General features: G+C 37.6%; 22 protein-coding genes. 6 read left to right on the top strand and 16 right to left on the bottom strand.

The features are described from left to right. Positions 1-17: 17 nt before the first annotated feature. Both HHL23_RS08650 and HHL23_RS08645 read right to left on the bottom strand, forming a co-directional pair. Entirely contained in the window at positions 18-941 is a 924-nt protein-coding gene (locus HHL23_RS08650) for a DUF3078 domain-containing protein (protein WP_169234415.1), read from the bottom strand. 231 nt (positions 942-1,172) lie between these two features. Then, complete coding sequence (locus HHL23_RS08645; protein WP_169234414.1) at positions 1,173-2,099, bottom strand: DUF3078 domain-containing protein; 927 nt, start codon at positions 2,097-2,099, stop codon at positions 1,173-1,175. Between the two features lie 257 nt (positions 2,100-2,356). On the opposite strand from HHL23_RS08645, the gene HHL23_RS08640 reads away from it, so the two are divergent. The 3 genes from HHL23_RS08640 to gdhA all read left to right on the top strand — a co-directional run bounded on the left by HHL23_RS08640 (position 2,357) and on the right by gdhA (position 5,997). Next, positions 2,357-3,124, top strand: coding sequence for a rhomboid family intramembrane serine protease (locus HHL23_RS08640; protein WP_169234413.1), 768 nt, complete (start codon positions 2,357-2,359; stop codon positions 3,122-3,124). A 214-nt stretch (positions 3,125-3,338) separates the two neighbouring features. After that, positions 3,339-4,448: a DNA-processing protein DprA gene (gene dprA, locus HHL23_RS08635; protein WP_169234412.1), complete on the top strand. Its 1,110-nt coding sequence runs from the start codon at positions 3,339-3,341 to the stop codon at positions 4,446-4,448. A gap of 190 nt (positions 4,449-4,638) precedes the next feature. Next, on the top strand, positions 4,639-5,997 hold the full coding sequence (gene gdhA, locus HHL23_RS08630; RefSeq protein ID WP_169234411.1) for an NADP-specific glutamate dehydrogenase: 1,359 nt from the start codon (positions 4,639-4,641) through the stop codon (positions 5,995-5,997). 168 nt (positions 5,998-6,165) lie between these two features. Here gdhA and HHL23_RS08625 read toward each other — a convergent pair whose 3' ends face one another. From HHL23_RS08625 to HHL23_RS08605, 5 genes are all read right to left on the bottom strand, one after another. Then, positions 6,166-7,686: an amidohydrolase family protein gene (locus HHL23_RS08625; protein WP_169234410.1), complete on the bottom strand. Its 1,521-nt coding sequence runs from the start codon at positions 7,684-7,686 to the stop codon at positions 6,166-6,168. Positions 7,687-7,789: 103 nt separating this feature from the next. Then, positions 7,790-8,530 (bottom strand): LytTR family DNA-binding domain-containing protein, encoded by a 741-nt coding sequence (locus HHL23_RS08620; RefSeq protein ID WP_169234409.1) that lies wholly within the window; start codon positions 8,528-8,530, stop codon positions 7,790-7,792. A 147-nt stretch (positions 8,531-8,677) separates the two neighbouring features. Beyond that, entirely contained in the window at positions 8,678-9,010 is a 333-nt protein-coding gene (locus HHL23_RS08615; RefSeq protein WP_169234408.1) for a hypothetical protein, read from the bottom strand. Between the two features lie 114 nt (positions 9,011-9,124). Beyond that, positions 9,125-9,613, bottom strand: coding sequence for a YkgJ family cysteine cluster protein (locus tag HHL23_RS08610; protein WP_169234407.1), 489 nt, complete (start codon positions 9,611-9,613; stop codon positions 9,125-9,127). Further along, the gene (locus HHL23_RS08605; RefSeq protein WP_169234406.1) at positions 9,614-10,585 is read right to left on the bottom strand and encodes an ion channel; all 972 of its coding nucleotides are present in this window, start codon (positions 10,583-10,585) and stop codon (positions 9,614-9,616) included. Between the two features lie 158 nt (positions 10,586-10,743). Between HHL23_RS08605 and HHL23_RS08600 the strand changes: the two genes are divergently transcribed. After that, positions 10,744-11,124, top strand: coding sequence for a group III truncated hemoglobin (locus tag HHL23_RS08600; protein ID WP_169234405.1), 381 nt, complete (start codon positions 10,744-10,746; stop codon positions 11,122-11,124). 54 nt (positions 11,125-11,178) lie between these two features. Here the strand turns inward: HHL23_RS08600 and HHL23_RS08595 are convergent, their stop codons facing one another. The 9 genes from HHL23_RS08595 to hflX form a co-directional block, all read right to left on the bottom strand. Further along, positions 11,179-12,249 carry a calcium:proton antiporter gene (locus HHL23_RS08595; protein WP_169234404.1) on the bottom strand — a complete coding sequence of 357 codons (1,071 nt, stop codon included), beginning with the start codon at positions 12,247-12,249 and terminating at the stop codon, positions 11,179-11,181. Between the two features lie 234 nt (positions 12,250-12,483). Next, positions 12,484-12,822: a DUF6122 family protein gene (locus HHL23_RS08590; RefSeq protein WP_169234403.1), complete on the bottom strand. Its 339-nt coding sequence runs from the start codon at positions 12,820-12,822 to the stop codon at positions 12,484-12,486. Between the two features lie 35 nt (positions 12,823-12,857). Further along, entirely contained in the window at positions 12,858-14,096 is a 1,239-nt protein-coding gene (locus HHL23_RS08585) for a hypothetical protein (protein ID WP_169234402.1), read from the bottom strand. Further along, positions 14,097-16,115, bottom strand: coding sequence for a hypothetical protein (locus tag HHL23_RS08580; protein WP_169234401.1), 2,019 nt, complete (start codon positions 16,113-16,115; stop codon positions 14,097-14,099). It lies immediately after the preceding gene. Positions 16,116-16,131: 16 nt separating this feature from the next. Then, positions 16,132-16,800 (bottom strand): hypothetical protein, encoded by a 669-nt coding sequence (locus HHL23_RS08575; protein ID WP_169234400.1) that lies wholly within the window; start codon positions 16,798-16,800, stop codon positions 16,132-16,134. A gap of 87 nt (positions 16,801-16,887) precedes the next feature. After that, positions 16,888-17,607 (bottom strand): DNA alkylation repair protein, encoded by a 720-nt coding sequence (locus HHL23_RS08570; protein ID WP_169234399.1) that lies wholly within the window; start codon positions 17,605-17,607, stop codon positions 16,888-16,890. A 61-nt stretch (positions 17,608-17,668) separates the two neighbouring features. After that, complete coding sequence (locus tag HHL23_RS08565; RefSeq protein WP_169234398.1) at positions 17,669-18,955, bottom strand: cation:proton antiporter; 1,287 nt, start codon at positions 18,953-18,955, stop codon at positions 17,669-17,671. Between the two features lie 23 nt (positions 18,956-18,978). Next, positions 18,979-19,608 carry a DUF4919 domain-containing protein gene (locus tag HHL23_RS08560; protein WP_169234397.1) on the bottom strand — a complete coding sequence of 210 codons (630 nt, stop codon included), beginning with the start codon at positions 19,606-19,608 and terminating at the stop codon, positions 18,979-18,981. Continuing rightward, positions 19,608-20,834 carry a GTPase HflX gene (hflX, locus tag HHL23_RS08555; RefSeq protein WP_169234396.1) on the bottom strand — a complete coding sequence of 409 codons (1,227 nt, stop codon included), beginning with the start codon at positions 20,832-20,834 and terminating at the stop codon, positions 19,608-19,610. Before hflX ends, HHL23_RS08560 begins: the two co-directional genes overlap by 1 nt. 204 nt (positions 20,835-21,038) lie before the next feature. On the opposite strand from hflX, the gene HHL23_RS08550 reads away from it, so the two are divergent. Together HHL23_RS08550 and HHL23_RS08545 are read left to right on the top strand one after the other, a co-directional pair. After that, complete coding sequence (locus HHL23_RS08550) at positions 21,039-21,746, top strand: LytR/AlgR family response regulator transcription factor (protein WP_169234395.1); 708 nt, start codon at positions 21,039-21,041, stop codon at positions 21,744-21,746. Between the two features lie 164 nt (positions 21,747-21,910). Next, entirely contained in the window at positions 21,911-22,393 is a 483-nt protein-coding gene (locus tag HHL23_RS08545) for a T9SS type A sorting domain-containing protein (RefSeq protein ID WP_169234394.1), read from the top strand. Positions 22,394-22,396: the final 3 nt, after the last annotated feature.

The following is a 22,396-nucleotide window of genomic DNA, read 5'->3' as shown; positions in this document are numbered from 1 at the left end:
TGATACCCGGTGCAGAATTATTTCTTCATCCAGGACTGATTATCTTTCTTATCAGAACGTTTTCTCCCGTTATCGATATTATAGGCGAAACCAACTCCCAAAGTCTGTTTAAGCTGTGTTTTTTGGATCTGGTTGTGGTCATACAACAGATCCAGCGTAATATTGGTTGAAATAAACTTATTGATCTTCATATTAAGAATTCCGCTGTATCCAAGAACCAGTCTGCTAGGATGGTCAAGATAGTTGGAAAACACAGAAGCCGTATTCGTCAGATTAATGTTCTCCATGATTTTGATCTTATATATCGCTGTCCCCAGAAAACCGAACTGGAAAAGAGAAGAATCTCCGTCATTTTTAAGCCCGTACGTTCCTGCTGTCTGAAGATCTTCATCCAGAACAAAAGTCCATCTGGCATTGGCAGGACGAAGCGTCATCGTAAAGTTATCATTGGGACGGTAAGTAACCCCCGCACCGATATTAAGATATCCCGGAGCCATAAAATTGGAGATCTTTTTGGCTCCGGGATTATTTCCATCTTCATAACCACCGGCAAATTGCGTCTGAAGACCTATACCTCCTGAAATATACCAATTCTTGGCAAATTCCCTCCCGTAATTAGTCGATAGATTGATCACATCCTGCGTCTTTCTGGTACCAATACCTTTTGTATTGTTCTGGCCATAGCCCAGAATAATAATGTTTTCCCAAAGGTCTTTGCCTTTTTCATAGGTAAGGTTATAATTCACTCCGGCAAGCCATCCAACATTGTTGGCTCCACCACCAACCCAGTTTGAAAAGGCAGCCTGATTGAGCATTAGTGTGTTTTGTCCCTGGATAGACCATGCTTTTACAGTATCTGCTGTAGCGGCATCAGGCTTAGCCTCCTGAGCCATTGTGCATACTCCAATAGATACAGATGCGGCCAATAAAAATTTTTTCATAAGTAAGAATTTTTCGTTACAAAAATATACATATAATTTTTGTTAAAAAAATAGTCGCCCACCATTGAAATATAAAAATTATTGTTTAATCCATTATAAACAGGCATGTTACCACCAAAAAACATCTATAAAAGCGAAGAAATGAACTTATCAATACTTAAAAATACCTTTAATTGTGTGACGAAAAAAAGCCTCGTACTAAAGCACTTTCTATTTAATATGCGATGTACTCTATTTCTTAATCCACCATTGGCTGTCTTTACGGTCTGAACGTTTTACCCCGTTATTCAAGATGTACGCGAATCCTATCCCCAGAGTCTGTTTCAGCTGTGTTTTCTGGATCTGATTATGGTCATACAGAAGGTCTAAGGTAATATTGGATGAAATAAACTTATTCACTTTAAAGTTGACAGCAGCTCCGTAGGCAAGAACAAACCTCTCAGGATGATCCAGATAATTGGAAAATACGGAAGCCGTATTGGTGATATGGACATTCTCCATTAATTTCACCTTGTATAGCGCCGTTCCAAGGAAACCGAATTGTAATAGCGAAGTATCACCGTCATTTTTCAAACCGTAACTTCCTGCAAACTGGAGTTCTTTATCTAAAACAAAGGTCCATCTGGCGTTGGTAGGACGCATTGTTACCGTCAAATTATCATTAGGCCTATACGTGATCCCCATACCGACATTCAGATAACCGGGAGCCATAAAATTGGAAATCTTTTTGGCAGCAGGATTATTTCCGTCTTCATATCCGGCGGCAAACTGCGACTGCAGGCCCGCACCCAAAGAGAAATACCAGCTTTTGGAAAATTTACGCCCGTAATTGGTGGAAATATTGATCACGTCCTGTGTTTTCCTTACACCAAGGCCTTTGGTGTCATTCTGACCATAATCCAGGGCGATAATATTCTCCCAGAGATCATTGTCTTTTTCATAAGTGATATTGTAATTCACCCCGGCAAGCCAGCCTACATTGTTGGCCCCTCCACCAGCCCAGTTCGAAAAGGCAGCCTGATTGATCATTAAACTATTTTTCCCTAATACCGACCAGTATTTTACCGTATCTACGATTACTGAATCTTTTTTCAATTCTTCTTGTGCACTTGCATAAATCCCCATAAAAAAGGAAAGAATCAATAAAAACTTCTTCATTATCTTACATGATTTTCATTACAAAAATATTAATATAATTTTTTTTAAAGCAAATATTGGCTTATAAAAACCCATAAACAGGCTAAACTCTCTTTAACCAACCAAAAACAAGCCACTTTAATACATTCAATGTCAAAATATTAAGCTTCATCTGTTAAAATTGAAACCTTTTGTCTTAAATTAAACAGGCCTGATCAGAATACATCGACAAATTTTCCGAAATTTATCATTGGCTTTTGATTTGACGTACTCTCCACATGTTTAAAAATATAATTTCCAAAAGAGCTGTTATAACCCCATTGCTGATGCTTTCGGCCATGTGGTTCGGCTACTTTCTGCAGATGCAGGGCTTTTTTCAAAGCTGTTTTGGGGCTATTATACCTCTGTTGCCGGAAGGCTTGCTGGGAATCGTTACGGCTCCCCTTCTGCACGGAAATATTGATCATATCATAGGAAACTCCATTCCGGTAGCTGTCCTTCTTTTTCTTCTGTACCAGTTTTACCCATTAGTGGCCAATAAAGTCTTTCTTATCGGCTGGCTGGCTACAGGACTTCTTGTATGGATGTTGCCTCCAATAGACATCATTACGGGCGACTATATGTACACCTGCACCATTGGTGCCAGCGGAGTGGTATACGTCCTTGCATTCTTCCTGTTCTTCAGCGGCGTTTTCAAATGGAATACGAAGCTGCTTACCATATCTCTTCTTGTCGTTTTGTACTATGGTAGTTTGATTTGGGGAATGTTTCCGGAAGAATTATTTTACAATCTGCAGGAACCAAGTAAGATTTCATGGCAGGCTCATCTTTCGGGAGCTGTTGTAGGAAGTATTATTGCTTTTGCGTTTAAAAATGTTGGGGGAAGAAAGAAAAAATACATCTGGGAATTTCCTAATTATTACAGCGAAAAAGATGATAAACTATGGCAGGAATACAAGGAAAATCATCCGGACGACTTCCTAGAACTACCTTATAAAAAAAGAGATGACATTTGGGATCATTTGGAAGAATTAAGAAGGAAATAAAATTGAACTGGACGCTCGGAGAGGAAGGTTGGAAGTTACTATTAGACTTAGTATATCTTAAAGTTATCGAAAGTTCTGGTGAGTCCTATTAAAAAAGTAATAAAAACTGACCTATGGCTATTCATTAGGTGATCAATAACTTTCCTCATCAAACTTCAGGCTTCCTGACAATATTCAACTCAGGTTATTTTATTACTTTTGATAAAAAACACACATGGTCTCTGAAGAACACCTGTATGCAATCGCCCTGCGTGAATGCAGCCTGATTGGCGACATCAATTTCCATAAACTTGTACGAACTTTCGGAAGTGCTGAAGAAGCCTGGAAAACAGCAAAAAAAGAGTATAACAAAGCGGATGGTATAGGCCGGAAAACAGTCGCTGATATCGGAAATGAAGACTATTTGAAATTTGCAGAAAAAGAAATACAATTCTGCGAAAAGAACAATATCAAAATTATGTTGAGGCATCTCAATGAGCTTCCTTATTTACTCAGTGAATGTGATGACGCTCCTGCTGTCCTTTACCAAAAAGGGAAATTTGATGATTCTTTGCAGAAGATCAGCATTGTGGGAACCCGAAATATGACTTTGTACGGGAAACAGTTTATTGGGGAGTTCTTCGAAGCTACAAAGGCTTCCAAATATATCTCTGTCAGTGGATTAGCTCTTGGTATTGACAAAGAGGTTCATGAACAATCTATTCAATGTAAAATTCCTACGGCCGCTGTGCTGGCTCACGGTTTTCATATGCTGTATCCTTCCAAAAATAAAAAACTGTCCGAAAAGATTCTGGAAGAGGGTGGCGCGCTGCTCACCGAGTTCAATTCATCCCGAAAACCGGACCGTGAAAATTTCATTCAGAGAAACAGAATTATAGCAGGGCTTTCCCCTTCAACCATCGTTGTGGAGACCGGATTCGGAGGAGGATCTGTAAGCACCGCTGCCTTTGCCAATGACTATAACCGGGAAGTTTTCGCATTGCCCGGAAAGATCACAGATCCATACAGCCAGGGGTGCAATCAATTGATTTTCCAGAATAAAGCATCAGCTATTTCTTCCATAAAAGATCTTATGGATTCGTTGGGCTTTAATCATTCAAAAGAGAAAGTAGCCGATCTGTTCTCATTTAATGAGATAAGTATACAACTTACTGAAAATCAAGAAACCGTTTATGAGTGCATAAAAGCCAATCCTCAGGTATCTCTGGACGATCTGGCACAGATGATTTCGATGCCTTCCTATAAAATTCTTCCGGTAATTTTGGAATTAGAGCTTTTGGGGAAAGTAAAATCATATTCCGGGAGGCAATTTACCGTAATTTGAGAATTAACGATTTCTTAATATTGCATTATTTGAGACTTAACTTTTAATTTTCAACAAAATTTGATCATTAATTATCAATTTAATAATATTTCGGGACATTATTATTTAATTTTCAGCAATGTTGAAATACAGTATTGTGAATCTTGAAAAAAAAATTAAATTTGTTGACAATAATAATCAACCCTAATATATGGAACAATATAATATTGACCAGAAAATCCAGGAGTTTATTGCCAAGATTGAAGCAAAAAATCCTAATGAACCAGAATTTTTACAAGCCGTAAAAGAAGTAGCTGTGACTGTAATTCCGTTTATTATGACCAAAAAGGAATATACGGGAATGAAGCTTCTAGAGAGAATGGCTGAAGCTGAAAGAATCATTATCTTCAGAGTTCCATGGGTTGATGATAAAGGAGAGATCCAGGTAAACAGAGGATTCAGAATCCAAATGAACTCTGCGATTGGACCATACAAAGGAGGAATTCGTTTCCATCCTACTGTAAACCTTTCAGTTCTTAAATTCTTAGCTTTCGAGCAGGTATTTAAAAACTCATTGACGACTCTTCCGATGGGAGGAGGTAAAGGAGGTTCAGATTTTGACCCACAAGGAAAATCTGATATGGAAGTAATGCGTTTCTGCCAGGCTTTCATGACTGAATTATGCAAGCATATTGGTCCTGAAACAGACGTACCTGCAGGAGACATTGGTGTAGGAGCAAGAGAGATCGGATATCTTTTCGGACAATACAAAAAAGTAAGAAACGAATTTACAGGAGTACTTACAGGAAAAGGTCTTGCGTACGGAGGTTCACTGATCCGTCCTGAAGCTACAGGATACGGTGTGGTATACTTCGCAGAGCAAATGCTTAAGACGATCAATGAAACTTTCAAAGGTAAAATTGTAAGTGTATCTGGTTTCGGAAACGTAGCTTGGGGAGTAATCAAGAAGGCTACTGAGCTTGGTGCTAAAGTAGTAACGGTTTCTGGTCCTGATGGATACATCTATGATAAAGATGGTATCAGCGGAGAAAAAATTGATTATTTGTTAGAACTTAGATCTTCCGGAAACAACAGAGCGGAAGACTATGCTAAGAAATATCCTTCTGCCGAGTTCCACGCTGGAAAACGTCCTTGGGAGGTTAAATGTGATGTAGCATTCCCTTCTGCCACTCAAAATGAACTGGATCTTGAAGATGCTAAACTTTTGGTAGAAAACGGGTGTGTTTGCGTTACTGAGGCGGCTAATATGCCTTCTACTTTAGATGCAATCAACTATTTCTTAGATAATAAAATCTTATTCTCGCCTGGTAAGGCTTCCAACGCTGGAGGTGTTGCTACTTCAGGTCTTGAGATGACACAGAACTCTATCCGTCTTAACTGGACTTCTGAAGAAGTTGACGCAAGACTGAAAGAGATCATGATCGGAATCCACAAGGCTTGCAGAGACTACGGAAAAGATGAAAATGGCTATGTAAACTACGTGAAAGGGGCAAACATTGCCGGCTTCGTGAAAGTTGCAGAAGCAATGCTCGCTCAGGGAGTAGTATAAAAAATAATAAAGGTTGGGAATGTTCCCAACCTTTTTTGATAAAGCCTGTTCCCGGGATAATGGGAAAAAAGTAAAAAGTGAAAGGAGAAAGCGCTGTACATGTACAGCGCTTTTTTTATTTTGTGAGGACTAAAAAACCAATTGAATTCCAAGAAGCTTTCCTATCTATTACTTTAAATATTCATTGGTTTTTATATTTCTGTTTTCATTATTTGCATCTTCTATAGCTTTCAGAATGGTTTTGATTTGTTTCTTGTTAATTACATACTTATTAAAAAACACGTATTCGATAGTCTTTGTATTTTTAATATTTTCCAATGGATTTCTACTAAGCAGTACCAGATCCGAATAATATCCCACTTTTATTTTTCCTGTTTTACTTTTCATCCAATTGCCCGGCGCAACAGTCGCGGAGTAAATCGCCTGTGAATTGGTCATCCCTGAATTAGATAAAGACTCCAGCTCATTGTGAAGAGAAAACCCGGGAACAACAGTAGCTACGTTAGCATCCGTTCCGGCCATAATGGTCACTTGATGATCTGTCAAAGCCTTTGCCATCATGTGGATCGCTTCTACATACGTCTTCCAAAAAGTCAATGACCGTTTCTTTGCTGCAGGCTCATCTTTTCCATCATATTCGTATCCGTTTTTACCTGGTAACCAGCCCAGTTTGTAAAGTGGAGTTCCTTCAATAATGGGGGGATTGACATACTTTAATTCAATTTCTTTAAGTTTAGACTTTAAATCAAATCTTTGACCGATAAAACTTTCAGATAACCAAACCGTTGAAGTAACACTGATGTTTTTATCCTTCAATTTTCTTGCTATCTGCCCTGAACGTATTTTGAGAAAGCTGAGGTATTCTTCCGGATTTTCAGAAATGGATTTTCCAAATTCATCGATCGTCTTAACTGTAATTTCTTCAATATGAGCCACCTCAATTTGACCTGACTGATAAAAAGTATCCAAATTAATCAATGGGATATGCCCGATAACCGGAATGTGATTTTCTCTGCCCATTTCTATGGTTGTTTTAAACATTTCCGGATTCACAAAACCGTACATTTTAACGGCATCATAACCTTGTTTGCTTATTTTACGGATTGCTTTTTGAGCATCGCCTTTATTGGAAAAATTAATAGACTGTCTTGTCCAAGCGTAATAATAACCCGCTAATCCTTTTTCACTAAATATGGGTGGAGATGCAATAAACATTCGCGGCCCGAGACCGTTTTTACGTATTGATTTCCTCCATTCTAAAATAACCGGCTGGCCTGCCATTTCTCTAATGTAGGTCACCCCATTAGCCAGGTATAAAAACAAATCGTTTTTGCTTTCTTTTAAATGAACATGACTGTCTACAAGGCCTGGAATAAGATACTTTCCTCTACCGTCAATACTGGTAACCATTCCATTCACTATCTGATTTTCGCCTAACTGAACGATCACGCCATCCTTAAGGAGGACATTCTGGTTCTTAATAAAATGACTGCAATCTTCTGACAGGACATTCACATTCCGTATCTGAATTATTTTTGACGGTTTAATCATTGAAGAGAAATCTACAACCTTCGTACCCTTACCCAAGACCTTATTTAATTCATGATCTGCCCACATAAATCCAAAAATAAGAACGCCTGACAATAGCATAACAGAATACAGAACTCTCCTGACCCAGAGCTTTTTCATAAATTATTTATTTTTATTTGAAAGGCAAAATAAATACAAATGCTCCCTGAAACCATGTGATTTCAGGAGTTAGGGATAAAATATGAGGTTTTAGGTACGAAAATTATAAGGATAGTAAACGTTCCCTGTAATTTTTAGAAACAGGTATTTCAAGCTGGGTAAGAAAAATGGTATCCTGATTTTTCCAGGCCTTAAAATGAGACGGATTTATTAAATGGGAACGATGAACCTGAATCAAAAAATCACAGTCACTCTGAATTTTTTTTAGAGTACTTCGAATAAGCTTTGTTTTTAAATCATTACCGTCTATAAAGAAAATTTCAACATAATTTTGTGCATTGGAAACACAGATTAAATCACTTTTTTTAATGTTTAAAATATCCAGTTTATTCTCCCCTCTGATTATGATACGATCATCCCTGGCAGGAATTAATGTAACAACGTACATCCTGGCCAAAACTAATATTGGCGTGGAAATTAAAGCTAATTTAAGGGTAATTGTACTTACAAATTCAAGGAAATCATATCCTCCATCTAAAACAGGACTTTTATAAAACCCATATGTACTTATCGCGTAAAAAAGTTGAAAAAAAATGAGGCTCATTATTTCAAATCCAACGTTCCATTCTGACCGTTTATAATAAATCCTTTTCTGAATTACTGCCAGTACACCATAACATAGAAAAGCAATCAAGCTAAATCCGGTACTGATAAGAACCCATACTTTAAGGCTTATTGTTCCATCATCAAATGGTCTTATAAGAAAAGCGAAGATGAAAAGCCAGATACCGAGGAGGATTCCTATCAGTAAATGATGCTTAATCGAAGGGTTTAATCTTTTCATTGAATAAAAAGGCTGTTGGCCTGGTTGGTTTCTGTTATATTTTTCCTCAACAGGAAATATACATAAATAATACTTTGATTAATTGATTACCAATAAAAAATCCTGAGACATTACGCCCTAGGATTTCCTTTCTACTTTGTTCAATATTTACTTCGATGACTTTGCTTTTTTCTTAGCTTTTCTTTCTGCTCTTGTGGCTTCTGAAGGTTTTGCAGCATCTGTAGTAGTCTCTGCATTCACTGTGGCCGTAGCATCAACTGTTGTGGCCGGAGTGGCTGCTGCATCTACCGTTGCAGTAGCAGTGGTATTTTGTTTCTGAGCATCAGTAGAACTGCCCGTTTGTGTATTCTGCTGTTGAGTTTGAGTGGTCTGGTTATTAGTGGTGGTATCGGCTGGCTTTTGCGGTTGTGTCTGTGTTTGTGCCGATACTGCGATTACGCCGACTAAAGTAAACGCTGCTGTTAAAACTAACTTTTTCATAATACAATATTTAAATGGTTGTTTAAATTAAACGACACAGTTTTTATTAAATTATGTGTAAGAGTCTTATTTAACGTACTTTATTATTATTTAAGAGATTTTACAAAGTAGGATTTATTTTGAAATATTCTTCATCATCTTTTCAACGAATTCAAATGCAGCGGGACAGATCACTGTATTTTTCAGCATCAGATCGTTGATCTGGTAGATTTTTTTCCGGTCTGTATGCGGGTATTCACGACAGGCTTTCGGCCTTACTTCATAGATGGAGCAAGTATTGTCATTATTCAGGAAAAAACAGGGAAGATTTTGAAGTACCTTGTCATTATCTTCATCTACCCTTAAAAATTTTGATTCGAAATCAACCTGCTTCATGCGCAGATGCTTGGAAATGCGTTCGATGTCCTTTTCGGTATATAAAGGTCCGGTTGTTTTGCAGCAATTGGCGCATTGAAGGCAATCTACTTCATCAAAAACTTCATCATGGGTCTCCTGGACTATATAATCAAGGTTTTTGGGTGGTTTCTTTTTCAGTCCTTCCAGAAACTTTTTATGTTCCTTCTGCTTCTGTAAAGCCTGTTTTTTATAAAGGTCTAAATTCATTTATTCATTATCCTCGGCCATAGCCGGAAGGTCTGTTTTTTGGTATTCGTTAATTTTATCCAGATCCAATATCGTTGTCTGATCATTGGTATCCGGGTAGTACATCGGGGTAAATTTAGCTCCATACACAATCTCTTTCGAGACATACGAAGATCTCTGCACCACAGTATTGGAAAAGACTTCATCAAAGGCACGGACCTGAACAATAATCTCAATATCCGTATTCTTAAAATCCTCATCCGAAAAGCCGTAAAATGGTGAGTCTTCTTTGATCTCATGAACCACTGTCCAGTTCAGTGCCAGCGTATTGATTTTGCTTAAATGGGTCTTTAAAGAATAAAAATTACTTTTCGGAGACCCGTTTTCTATGACTTCAATAGCTGCAGAAACAATGACATCAGCATCAGTCAAAGCATTATTTTTAAAAGGTGCCAGCCTGAACATCAAAGCCCGCGACTCTTTGAACGGAGCAATAACAGCAATATCCGAAAACCTCAGGTAAGCTCTCGGCCGTGAAAATCTTCCGTAGAAAAGTCCCGTTGCAATGGCAAAGGTAAGCAATCCCAGAAAAGCTTCAAAAGTAGCCACCAGACTCGCTGTAAAGCCTACAGGCGCAATCCTCCCGTACCCTACGGTGGTAAAGGTCTGCGAACTGAAGAAAAACACATCAATGAACTCGTTCAGCGGATCACTTTTATCGATTCCGGTAAGGTGCTCTACTCCAATGAGGTAATAGATCATCGCAAATACCAGATTAATCAGAATATATGCGATTACCAGATAGGATAGGAAACGGAAAGTCGACAGGTTCAGCATGGTATGATACCAGCTCAGTCTGTTGAATACATTTACGCCTCTTCGCTTTACATTCGGAAGCCCGTCTTTATTGATGAACCTTCCGGATGCATTGCTTCCAAAACCACTGTTTTCAGTGTTTTTCTGACGAATCTTCTGTCTGAAGCCTCTTGCCATTTTATATGATTTATTTTTTGTTCAGATTAACCTCAAAAAAACAAATTTGCTTTTTTGCGATGTATCCCTTTTACCATGCAAAGATAAAATATTGTTTTCATGAAATTTATCAAGCTGATGATTGAATTTTTAATTTGATTTTGCAGTACTTTTGAAATATGAAAAAATTGGAATCAAGAGAGGATATTGAACACCTTGTTAACTCATTTTACACCAAAGTTATTAAAGATGAGACGATTGGATTTTTCTTCAGCGATGTCGCGAAAGTAGACTGGGACAAGCACCTTCCGAAAATGTATTCATTCTGGGAATCTATTCTGTTTGGGCAGATGAGCTACAAAGGAAATCCTATGGGAGTCCATTTTCCAATCAACGAAATCCAGGCTATGGAGCAGAAGCATTTTGACCGTTGGCTTGAGCTTTGGAGAACAACGATTGAAGAGAATTTCGTCGGAGAAAATGCCGAAATGGCCATTTATAAATCCGAAAATATTGCTAAGCTGATGGCTTTTAAAATGGAGCTCGCGAGGAGGCTGTGATACAAGTTTGAGAGTCGGAGAGTTTTGGGTTTGAGAGTTTGCTAGTGAGGAATGTTATGGGACGATGACCGTAAAGATATAGGCGGCAAGATTCACCAATAAAACAGTTCCATACAGGACATTCGTTTTTCCGCGGCTTAAAGAAAGCATGACAATAAATACGGATAGTGAAAGCAGAATAATATCTTTTTTATCAAGCCCTAAAACCAATGGAATATCATACACAATACAAACGGTAGATACTGCCGGGATAGTCAGTCCGATACTTGCCAACGCAGACCCCAATGCCAGATTTAAACTGGACTGTATCTGATTGCTTCTTGCGGCACGTATGGCAGCCACTCCTTCAGGAAGAAGCACAACACCTGCAATTATTACCCCAACCAACGATTTCGGAGCACCTATGCTCTGTACCATTCCTTCTATGGTTCCGGAAAGTCCTTTAGCCATCAACACTACAATAACAAGACATACGACCAAAAAGCCAAAGCTTATCAGCGTTTTATTTAATGAAGGGATATAATGCGCCTCAGGATGTTCATCGGGAACGATAAAGTAGCTTCTGTGACGCACGGTCTGCACCATTAGAAAGACTCCGTAGATCACAAGACACGCAATGGAAATAAAAATAAGCTGAGCTTCGTTATAGAAAGGTCCGTTGACACTTGAAGTAAAATTGGGAAGAACCAGAGTAAGCACCAGAATGGAAACAATGCTCACTAAATAGGTTGTCGCAGAAGTTCTTGCAAAGAACTGTTCATGATATTTAACGCCACCCACAAGGATACAAATCCCCAGAATTCCGTTAAGAATAATCATGACGGCAGCAAAAACGGTATCTCTGGCCAGCGTGATCGCCTGATCTCCGCCGGCGACCATGAGCGAGATGATCAGCGCAACTTCAATAATGGTAATACATAAGGCAAGAATGATCGTTCCGAACGGTTCCCCTACTTTGTGAGCCACCACTTCTGCGTGATGTACTGCGGATAAAACACTTCCGGTAAGCAGAAGTCCTGCGATAATATCATAAAAAACTCCGCCCCCCATCAGTCCGGAAAAATAATATCCTACCGCTAAAACAGGAAAAATATACGTATAATGTAAAAGTTCTTTTAATCTCATAAAGTGTCTACAAAATACAAAAAATCTATGAAATTTGAAATATCAAAAGAAAATATTAATCATATTTTAATCTAATAAGTAAGAAGTCTGAAGTTGGAAGAGAGAAGTTATTGGGGTCATAAAGGATAACCACTACTCCCTTTTTATTCTTTTACATCCTACTTTGTTAATTTACTATCACCGCAATTGATATTAAAACTGAATATTAACTTCCAGCCTCCTTCTTCCATCCTCTTAGTGCACCCACAGGTTAAAATCCAGAAAATCCGTCAGCATATGAAACAAAAGACCAATGGCTACAATTCTGATATTTCCCTTAAAAAAGAACAGCAAAAAATACACCGCCATGGCATAATAGGAATGTAAAACATGAAAACCTATGCTGTTTCTTGATGGATTGAACACCGGATTGGCAAAAATATGGTCCAGGTCTACCAGCATCGTGGCCAGCATAATAAGGTATGCTTTTTTCCAGTTTTTGCGGAAAAAGATCAGGACAATGAAAACCGGAAAAACCAGATGTAAAAAATAATGGGTGAACGTTTTCAGTAATGCAATTTCAGATAAAGTCATTAATACTCAGTCAGTTTTTTAGGATTACAGGATTTTTACCATCTTAAAATTAAAGGCAGTTTTCCCTTCTTAGCTTTGATCTTCACCCAATAATTTTCTGCTTTATTTCCGTAAAATATATACTCAAGGTCTGAAAGCAGTTTTTTCTCTGTTGATGTTAAAATACTTAACGATGAGAGGAGCAATGGGCTATTTTTGATGAAGATATAATTTTGTGCAAGATTTGGGGATAAAGATACCGGTTTCCTTGTAGATTGAATGACAAGCCCTCCGCTCCGTCTATCGATATGGTTGGGTTGAAAAGGAATCGCTGTGAATTGATTCTGGGCATTGATCCATTTTTTATGCTGAAAATATTCCCATGTTTTTTCGGGAACAGAACTCTGAAGATTAATCGCATAATTGGGCTGAATAATTTTCTGAACGGTTTTTTTCTCGATTTCATTAAAATTATCGTCATAGCCGTAGCTGATAACGGTATCATTCACCTGCTCAAGATCAGCGGTTGCTTTAAAATAATTGATTTGAGAGGAGTCTATTAAGCTTTTATTGAAAAATCGGGCGTAATTTTTCACATTACGGGCATCTAATTCTGCTTCTAAAAAGTGATTTTTTTTCTGAACTTCTGAAATAAGAGAAGCTAAAGTTCCGACATCTGTTGTATTCTTTATTTCAATTTCATCTGCTTTTAATTCGATAGAAAAATTCTGAATTTTCTGTCCTGAAATGAAGGAGATACTTCCTGCGGTATGAGCAATAAACTGATCGGCAGTCAGCGTATTTTTTCCGGAAGATTGGAAGAGCTGATTTTTGATAGTCTCAAAAGCTGAAGCGGAAGTTCCTATGATTCCGTTTTCACCTTCTATCTTAATGAAAATCTGATCTTTCTGGAAGAGGTCTTTCCCTTTGTTTACAAAATGATGGTTTTTTAAAAAAGTGATGAATTTTTGCGGGTCTTTCAGTTCAACCACGCTGTACCATTCCGAGAATCTGGTGTCTTTGAGATGGAAAATCTGTAAAAAATCCGGAATTCTGATGCCTGAATCTTTTAACGAAATCTCCTTTTTATCTTTTGTTTTGCTTCCCGACCATTTTGAGGGATGCACAACCAGGTTTGAAATATATTGCCTCGTTAATTTTTTCACATCGATTAAAACAACCGCATCTGCATTTCTAGGGACCAGCTTTAATGTTTTGTCTGTATAAAAAAACACAAAATAAATCGCGGCTGCGAGTAAAAGAATTAACGGGGCAATAAGTTTCTTTTTGTTCATTTACAGGATTTGAGGCTTCTTTTCTGATTCTTTAATTTTAAAAATTTCATCAAACAGATCAAAGAAATACATCAGGCTGTTTTCCGAAGAATTCTTGATGTTATAATCTATTTCTGTTTCGAAACTTTCTCCTTTTACTTCAGTTCTGAAGTAAACTTCACCTACATTTTTTCTGAACAGATCCAATGTTTTTCTTTCAGAAGGTGTTTTAAATTCTTTTTCCAAGCCGATCATAAGTTTCTGCATATCCAGTCTTCCGGATAACGGATATTTAGATGAATCTTTAGCCCATTGTTTAGAAATATCAGATTGGCTTTGAGGGGTAATATTGTCTGTAGAACTTGTCAGATACACGATCCCATCTTTTACCGTCATGTACAATTGATCCATATATCCGTCCCCTTTTTCATCCTTAAATGAGTAAAAGTTTCCGATTTTTGAGAATTTCTTAGACAAATGTTTATTGGTAGCCATTACATTGAACACACGGTTCCAATAGCCTTCGTTTTCTGTTGCAAAAGCAAACGTAAAATTCGGAACGGCTACATCTTTAGTTTTCTTTACTTCTTTTTCATTGTAGTCATCATCATATTCGTAGTCTGTATAATCTACCTTTTTGGATTTTAATTCATTCAGTACAAAAATTCCGTTTCCTGGGGCTATTTTAGCGATAGCTTCTTCATCCAGAATAATTTTCATGGTTTCCATCACCAGTTCCATCTCCTTTTTATATTCGCCTTCTCCTGAATCCTGAAGCAGGCTGTACATCATGTCAAAAGATTTAGCTCCATTGACATTCATTACGTAGTAACCAATGCTTTTTTCATTGATAAGTTCTGCCAGTTTTTTGTTCTTCTTCCCTTTATAAACGGATGAAATCGTTTTCTGGGTTTCCGGATTTTTATGCTGATAATTATTCACCAGCTTTACTTTGTCTTTATCAAAATATAAATTGTAAGATGAATCTGAATTGTATACATTTCTCAGGAACTGCCAAAATTCCAGTTGCTTCATCATTTTTCCGTAGATCCCGTCATTCACCATTTTCCCGTAATCTGTGTAGACGAACACATCAGAATTCGGGTCTCTGAAATTGAGCATGGATTTAGGAACTTCAAGTTCTAAATTGGAACTGAAATACTGATCAAAACGATCTTCTGCAATTTTCTTGACGATCTTGAAATTCTCAATATTCATGGAGTCCAGTTCTTTCTGATATGCAGAATCTACTGCAGGTTCTACATACTCCTCTTCTTTAGGATAAACATCCGGTTCACCTTCAGAATGCTGCGTATCAACGTTTTCCTTCGGATATTTATGATTCTTTTCCAGATACTTGATATCTTTCTGAATTCTGGTAATCTCCTTGTTATTTTCTCTGATGTTATCTTTTAAATATTTGATCTCATCCTTCAGGTTGATGATTTCTTCTTTGTAATCGAAAGGTTTTTCCGGCTCTATGGCATAAGCACTGTCCGCTACAGCAGCAGCCTCAACAGCCGCTGTCGCAGCACTATCTACTTCAGCATCCCATTCCAGAGCTTTATAAGGTTTGGTATAATTCACCATACTCAAAACAGCACGATCATTGTTCCAGGCCACAAAGATATTATCGTTGATATCTACAAACGAATAGTTCTTTTTCTTAGAAATTTCCAGGCCTTTTCTTTTGGTAGAGTTGATGAACTCCTGGAATTTCTCTTTATTGTCTACAATAAAATGAGTGGTATACGTTTGTATAGAATCATTAAAACTGGCGTAATGATATTGTGTAGCATCATATTTAATCCCTGTTTTGGAATAGTCATTCCACGAGGATTTTTCTTCGCTCTTTTTGCTTAACTCGTGCAGTAAAGGATTAAGCTTCTGCCAATTGATTTTCTGATTGAGTTGTTTCCCGTTGATTTCCATATAAAATACGGCATCAGTGGGAAGTTTCATGCTTTTTTGTGCGAAAACAAGCATAAAACCAAAAAGTACGAAAGTAATTGTTTGTGTTTTTAATAGAATGGATTTCATGGTTGAGTGTTAGAATTTATTGAAATAATATCGTGTTTTGTAATTGTTTTTTTTGAAAAATAAGGTCTAAAATATCCGCTTCCAGCTTCACTGCTTTTTTATTCGGAGCCAGTACATAAGAGTTGTTGGTTTGAGATTTTACCGTATTTTCAAACTGCATGATGGAGGTATATTTTGCATCATTGAAGACTTCTCTGTCTGCCTTCCCCATCTTATCATAATCTGCCTTAAAAGTATTCACCTTGTTTCTGGTCAATGACTTCTTTTGAAGACTCTGACTGTAAATCTGTGTGGGAATCATTTTGCCAAGGATATGTTTTGCCTTCAGCTGTTCAAGTCCGGCGTTGATATTTTCTATCTGTTTAAAATTACAGCTTAATTTGATGATGTAATTGTCAAAATCCATCGAGGTTTTTACATTGCTGATTCCCGGTGTTCCCTTGAAAATTTTGGCAGCCTCATTGATTTTATTTTCAATTTCAGACTTTTTTGGAATCTTTTTTCCATTAATGGTCTCCATTTTAGAGATGGAAGCCAGTCTTGTTTTGCTTTTACTGGCGTTTAGAATAATAGTGTATTCTCCGGTTCCATCAGCTTTCACATTCACTTTATCCAAAATATCAAAACAGCTGGTCAGTAATAATAAAGGAAAAAGCAGTACAAACAGCTTCAGAAAATTTTTCATAATTGAGTTTTAAAACACAAAACTACTTAATTCCGTTTGAAAATACTTTATGGACTCTGTTATTTCACTGAAAACAACCATTTTTTTTTAAATTCTGCCTTTCAAATAATCCTGTCTTACTTCTTCATCCAGCTTTTCGATGGCATATCTCAGACAGGTTCTGGGCATCTCCTGATAATGTTTATTTAAAAAATGGATTAGCTCGGATTCATTTTTCTGTCCCATTTCCCGAAGCAACCATCCGTTTGCTTTATGCATCAGATCATGAGGATGTCTCAGATTTTTGGTCACAAATTCTTTAGTCAGTTCAAAAGATCCTTTTTTTACGTAATGCATCGTGCCCACCACAGCAATTCTCTTATGCCACATTTCTTGAGAGTCCGAAAGATTCCTCAACAGCTCTTCCTGACCATTTTCATAGGCATATCTCCCTAAAATTTTATAACAGCTTGAATCTACCAGATCCCAGTTATTGACATGCGGAAGATGATCCAGATAAAACGCAATGATTTCTTCTTTCACTGCCTTATCTTTCGTTTTTTCAAACTTGGAGATCAGCATGAAAAGTGCGGTAAGCCTGTGTTCGTGATATTTTGACGACAGCAAAGTACTTAGGCCCTCTAGGCTTATTTTTGAATAATATTCTTTGGCCACAGATCTCTGATCCGGAACTTTCACCCCTAAAAATAAGTCTCCTTCGCCATATTCTCCTTTTCCTGTTTTGAAAAATTTTGGAAAGAATTCAGCTTTTTCAGGAATGGACAGTACCGCCAATGCTTCCTGTATTTCTTTGATTATAGTGCTCATGCAGATCTCAGTTAATAGCCCCGAATTTAATTAATTCTAAATAATTATCAATGATCATTTATTAAGCATGCCCATCCAAAACAACCGTTTCCTGTGCCTCTTCTTCTTTCGCAATAGCTTTCGGGTTGGCCACCTTAGCAATAGTAAGTCCCTGAACAATAATTGAGAATACAACCACACAATAGGTGATACTTAAAATGATTTCACTGTATTCACTTTTGGGAATAGACATTGCCAAAGCAATAGAAACACCACCGCGGATGCCTCCCCAAACCAGAACTTTTATCGTCTGTGGACTGAATCTTGATTTTAATGACATGAATCTTGCAGGTACCCAAATAGAAATCAAACGGGCAAATAAAACGACTGCAATGGCCAGTAATCCAGGAACCATAAAGTGTTTCAGATCTTTAATCATCAATAGTTCAAACCCGATGAACAAGAACAATACGGCATTCAGAATTTCGTCGATCAGTTCCCAGAATTTGATCAGATAATCCTGAGTCACAGACTTCATTTTAAACCTGACATTAAAATTACCCATGAATAAACCTGCGGCAACCATTGTCAATGGTCCAGAAATATGCATCTGTCTTGCAATAAGGTAACCTCCCATTACTACAGAAAGGGTTACCAAAACGGAAATAATATAGTCATCCACTTCACGCATCAGCCTGGAGGTAATCCATCCCAATACTACTCCAAGAAGAATTCCTCCACCGGCTTCTTTTATCAGAAGTAATCCTATGCTTTCAACGCCCAGATCCACTTCTTTTCCAATCGCCAGCTGCAGAACCACTGTAAACACCACTACAGCCATACCATCATTGAAGAGCGATTCTCCGGCTACTTTTGTTTCCAGCGATTTGGAAACATTAGCCTGTTTAAGGATACTCAAAACAGCAACCGGATCGGTAGGTGAAATAAGCGCCCCAAAAACAAGACAGTAGATAAACGGAAGCTGAATTCCTAAAAAGGGCAACAGATAAAACATTCCGAATCCTACGATAAAGGTGGAAATAACCACTCCTGCGGTAGAGAATATAAGGACCGGCCTGAACTGTTCCTTGAGATCATTGATATTAATATGGATTCCTCCCGCAAAGAGAAGGAAATTAAGCATAGCGCCCATTAAAACCTCTGTGAAATCTATACTGATCATTAACTTGTTAAGATGCCCAAAAGTACGCGGAAGAACCGCTTCTCCAAACATTACCAGAAAAATGGAAACTACAATGGCGATCACCATAATCCCGATGGTACTCGGAAGTTTCAGAAATCTGTAATTAAGATATGCAAAAATCGATGCTAATACTATTAAGGCTGAAAATGAATAATATAACTCCACTAAGTGTCTTTTTTAATTAATTTTTATAGGTTTAAATAAAGTATTTTAATATATAGTTTACGTCCGTCTTTTTCCCAGATATCAAACATTCCGTCTTTAGTGACCTTGGATCCTCTGGTATACTCTTTTCCAATATTCAGGATATTCAGAAGGATGTATTCATCCCCTACAGAATTCACCAGATAGGCTGTTTTTTCAGAGGCTCCGTCTCCTGAGTTCCTTATCGATTCGGTAAGCAAACGGAATTGGTTCAGGTGATGCATAAAATTGGTCCCGTCCTTCTGTGAGTCGTAAGCCCTGAGAAGTATAAGCAGAATATCCAGGTTGGTAGGATCTTTATCATAAAGAACTTTCCCTTGCTTGATACATTCTTCAAAATTACTTTCTTTAAAAGCGTCCGCCAGACTCTTGAAACTGTCGTCAAGTGTCGAAACTTTATCATCCCTGAAATTTCTGCCATAGTAAAGATACTGGGCTTCAATGCTGTCCAGGGATTTTGGATATCCTTTGTATTTAAAAATCAGCTTCTCATAATTGTAGGGAGAATCTGGTTTTTTGAGACTTTTTTCAATGTCTTTTAAATCAATCTTTGACTTCTGGCTGAATCCAAAAACTGAAAACAGAGCCAATAACAGGAAAAAGTGATATTTCATTAATCGTTGTTTTCGTCTTCCTCGTCGTTGTCGAAATATTCAAAAAGGAAATCATTGTATGGGAATCTGGAGATATGAATCTTCATCACCTCATCATAGATCATTTTCTTCATTTCGGGGAAGTTTTCTTTCGTTAAAGCAGAAATGAAAACAGTAGGATATTTAGATTTACCCATCCATGTTTTCGTCCATTCCTCCAGAGAAATATTCTTTTTTGTGGACGGTGTAAGATCATCTTCATCTTTTTTGTCGTAGCTGAAATCATCAATTTTATTGAAAACCATGATCATCGGTTTTTGATGAGCATTGATCTCCATTAAAGTATTATTAACAGATTCCACCTGATCTTCAAAGCTTTCATGAGAAATATCCACTACATGAATAAGGAGATCTGCCTCACGCACCTCGTCCAAAGTAGATTTAAAAGATTCTACAAGCTGTGTCGGAAGTTTTCTGATGAATCCCACCGTATCTGTAAGCAAGAACGGTAAATTTCCAATCACCACTTTTCTTACCGTAGTATCCAGCGTCGCAAATAATTTGTTCTCTGCGAAAACGTCAGACTTGGAAAGCGCATTCATCAGCGTAGATTTCCCTACGTTGGTATACCCTACCAAAGCAGCACGCACTACTTTTCCACGGTTATTACGCTGGGTAGCCATTTGCTTGTCGATGGTTTTCAGTTTATCTTTTAACAGGGTAATTCTATCGCGAATGATACGTCTGTCGGTTTCAATCTCCGTTTCTCCGGGACCTCTCATCCCGATTCCCCCTTTCTGACGCTCCAGGTGAGTCCACATTCTTGTCAGACGAGGCAAAAGGTATTGATATTGAGCCAATTCTACCTGAGTTCTCGCATAAGAGGTCTGTGCCCTTTGTGCAAAAATATCAAGGATAAGATTGGTTCTGTCCAGAATTTTTACTTCAATTTCTTTTTCAAGGTTTTTAAGCTGTGAAGGGGATAATTCGTCATCAAAAATAATGGTTCCGATCTCGTTTTCCTTTACATATTCTTTGATTTCCTGTGCTTTTCCACTTCCAATAAAAGTTTTGGAATCCGGCTGAGTTAACTTTTGTGTAAAACGTTTTTGAACCGTTGCACCTGCTGTGAAGGCCAAAAACTCCAATTCATCCATATATTCCGTAAGCTTATCTTCATCCTGATTTTGGGTAATAACCCCCACCAAAATGGCTTTCTCGTAATTATGTTCTTTCTTATCTAGCATTAATTTCTTTCTATGTTTATGATTTTTACAAGTTACCATTTTTCATTAAAAAAAACAAAATCATTTTTTAATTCTCTTATATTTTAATGTTAATTTAAGGTTATAGTCATTTTATTCTATGAAAAATGAATAACTTTATGAAGCAGATTTCTAATCCATAAACATTAAAAATTATAAATCTTATAAAAAACTAACACGCAGATCATGATTGCCCACATTAAATGTATGATCATTGATGATGATGAACTGGACAGACTGGTTCTTCAGCATCACATGAGACAATATGATAATATAGAGATTGTTGCGTCTTTTAATTCGGCGGAAAAAGCATTCCCCTATCTTGAATTCCCGATTGACCTTCTGATTTGTGAAACTAAGCTCGATGGCATGAGCGGTTTGGAATTCAGAAAACTGGCTCACAAGATTCCGGCCTGCATCTTTGTAAGTTCCCATCTGGAACTGGCAGCAGAAGCTTTTGAAATGGATGCCCTGGATTTTATCACCAAACCTTTTAAAACTGAACGCTTCCACTACTCGATGCAGAAAGTCTTTAATTTTTTCGAAATGAAAGAAAAATGTGATTGTTTTGATGCTCTTCTTGGGGAAAACTGTATTAAAATAAAAGAAGGCGGCCATATTTCCCAGATCAAACTTACCGACATTCTTTATCTTGAAGCTCTAAAAGATTATACCCGCCTCGTTACCCATGATAAGAAACACTGCATCCTTGATTCCCTCGGAAACCTCCTCCATAAAAGCTTCTTCGACTCCTTCGTAAGGATACACCGCAGCTATGCCGTACCGCGTCATTTTATCCGCGGAAAAAACAGTCATGAGATAGAACTCATTCATCAAATCAAGCTTCCCATAGGCAGAACCTACAAAGAGAGCTTATCTTTCCTTGATCCCTGAAAATTATTGAGTACCAACATTTTGGCGATAAAATGCTGTTGGTCGATTTTTTTAACCGTTAGTCTATTTTCCTCCGATCCGGTTGGGATATGTGGTAATTTAGTGTTCACAAATTTTCTTTTGAAAACTTGCATAACCCATTAATAACCACAAAACTATTTTACATGAAAAGAACATCTATTCACTGCTTCTTTCTCATTCTGTTCACCTTTTCCGTCAGTATTCTGAACGCCCAGTCGACAGTTCTGGCAACAGGAACAAATGCATCAGGAAGCAACGGCTCGGTTTCTTACAGTGTCGGCCAAACAACTTATCTATACAAGGGAGCAAGCTCCCAAATATTGGAAGGCGTACAACAGGCCTACGAAATCACGACACTTTCTGCCAGTGAAACCGTATCAAAGCAAGAAGGCATTTTACTCTACCCCAACCCTGTCAGAGATTATCTGTACATAGATTTTACTTCTGCACCATACAAAGGATCAGAATGCCAACTATTTGACGCTCAGGGTAAACTCATAAAAAAAGGCGTGATATCACAGTCAAAGTCTGAACTCGATCTTTCCTCTCTTCCTTCTGCGGCTTACATCCTAAGGATTAATCAGAATGGAGAAAACCTAAAAACATTTAAAGTTATAAAAAAATAACGC

Source organism: Chryseobacterium antibioticum (assembly GCF_012927325.1).
Classification (GTDB): Bacteria; Bacteroidota; Bacteroidia; order Flavobacteriales; family Weeksellaceae; genus Chryseobacterium; species Chryseobacterium antibioticum.
The sequence above is the reverse complement of the archived record's forward strand: the minus strand, read 5'-3'. Positions and strand labels throughout refer to the sequence as shown.

Excerpts from the sequence above, each read along its gene's own strand:
- HHL23_RS08650 (WP_169234415.1), bottom strand. The coding sequence starts at position 941 with ATGAAAAAATTTTTATTGGCCGCATCTGTATCTATTGGAGTATGCACA.
- HHL23_RS08645 (WP_169234414.1), bottom strand. The coding sequence starts at position 2,099 with ATGAAGAAGTTTTTATTGATTCTTTCCTTTTTTATGGGGATTTATGCA.
- HHL23_RS08640 (WP_169234413.1), top strand. The coding sequence starts at position 2,357 with ATGTTTAAAAATATAATTTCCAAAAGAGCTGTTATAACCCCATTGCTG.
- dprA (WP_169234412.1), top strand. The coding sequence starts at position 3,339 with ATGGTCTCTGAAGAACACCTGTATGCAATCGCCCTGCGTGAATGCAGC.
- gdhA (WP_169234411.1), top strand. The coding sequence starts at position 4,639 with ATGGAACAATATAATATTGACCAGAAAATCCAGGAGTTTATTGCCAAG.
- HHL23_RS08625 (WP_169234410.1), bottom strand. The coding sequence starts at position 7,686 with ATGAAAAAGCTCTGGGTCAGGAGAGTTCTGTATTCTGTTATGCTATTG.
- HHL23_RS08620 (WP_169234409.1), bottom strand. The coding sequence starts at position 8,530 with ATGAAAAGATTAAACCCTTCGATTAAGCATCATTTACTGATAGGAATC.
- HHL23_RS08615 (WP_169234408.1), bottom strand. The coding sequence starts at position 9,010 with ATGAAAAAGTTAGTTTTAACAGCAGCGTTTACTTTAGTCGGCGTAATC.
- HHL23_RS08610 (WP_169234407.1), bottom strand. The coding sequence starts at position 9,613 with ATGAATTTAGACCTTTATAAAAAACAGGCTTTACAGAAGCAGAAGGAA.
- HHL23_RS08605 (WP_169234406.1), bottom strand. The coding sequence starts at position 10,585 with ATGGCAAGAGGCTTCAGACAGAAGATTCGTCAGAAAAACACTGAAAAC.
- HHL23_RS08600 (WP_169234405.1), top strand. The coding sequence starts at position 10,744 with ATGAAAAAATTGGAATCAAGAGAGGATATTGAACACCTTGTTAACTCA.
- HHL23_RS08595 (WP_169234404.1), bottom strand. The coding sequence starts at position 12,249 with ATGAGATTAAAAGAACTTTTACATTATACGTATATTTTTCCTGTTTTA.
- HHL23_RS08590 (WP_169234403.1), bottom strand. The coding sequence starts at position 12,822 with ATGACTTTATCTGAAATTGCATTACTGAAAACGTTCACCCATTATTTT.
- HHL23_RS08585 (WP_169234402.1), bottom strand. The coding sequence starts at position 14,096 with ATGAACAAAAAGAAACTTATTGCCCCGTTAATTCTTTTACTCGCAGCC.
- HHL23_RS08580 (WP_169234401.1), bottom strand. The coding sequence starts at position 16,115 with ATGAAATCCATTCTATTAAAAACACAAACAATTACTTTCGTACTTTTT.
- HHL23_RS08575 (WP_169234400.1), bottom strand. The coding sequence starts at position 16,800 with ATGAAAAATTTTCTGAAGCTGTTTGTACTGCTTTTTCCTTTATTATTA.
- HHL23_RS08570 (WP_169234399.1), bottom strand. The coding sequence starts at position 17,607 with ATGAGCACTATAATCAAAGAAATACAGGAAGCATTGGCGGTACTGTCC.
- HHL23_RS08560 (WP_169234397.1), bottom strand. The coding sequence starts at position 19,608 with ATGAAATATCACTTTTTCCTGTTATTGGCTCTGTTTTCAGTTTTTGGA.
- hflX (WP_169234396.1), bottom strand. The coding sequence starts at position 20,834 with ATGCTAGATAAGAAAGAACATAATTACGAGAAAGCCATTTTGGTGGGG.
- HHL23_RS08550 (WP_169234395.1), top strand. The coding sequence starts at position 21,039 with ATGATTGCCCACATTAAATGTATGATCATTGATGATGATGAACTGGAC.
- HHL23_RS08545 (WP_169234394.1), top strand. The coding sequence starts at position 21,911 with ATGAAAAGAACATCTATTCACTGCTTCTTTCTCATTCTGTTCACCTTT.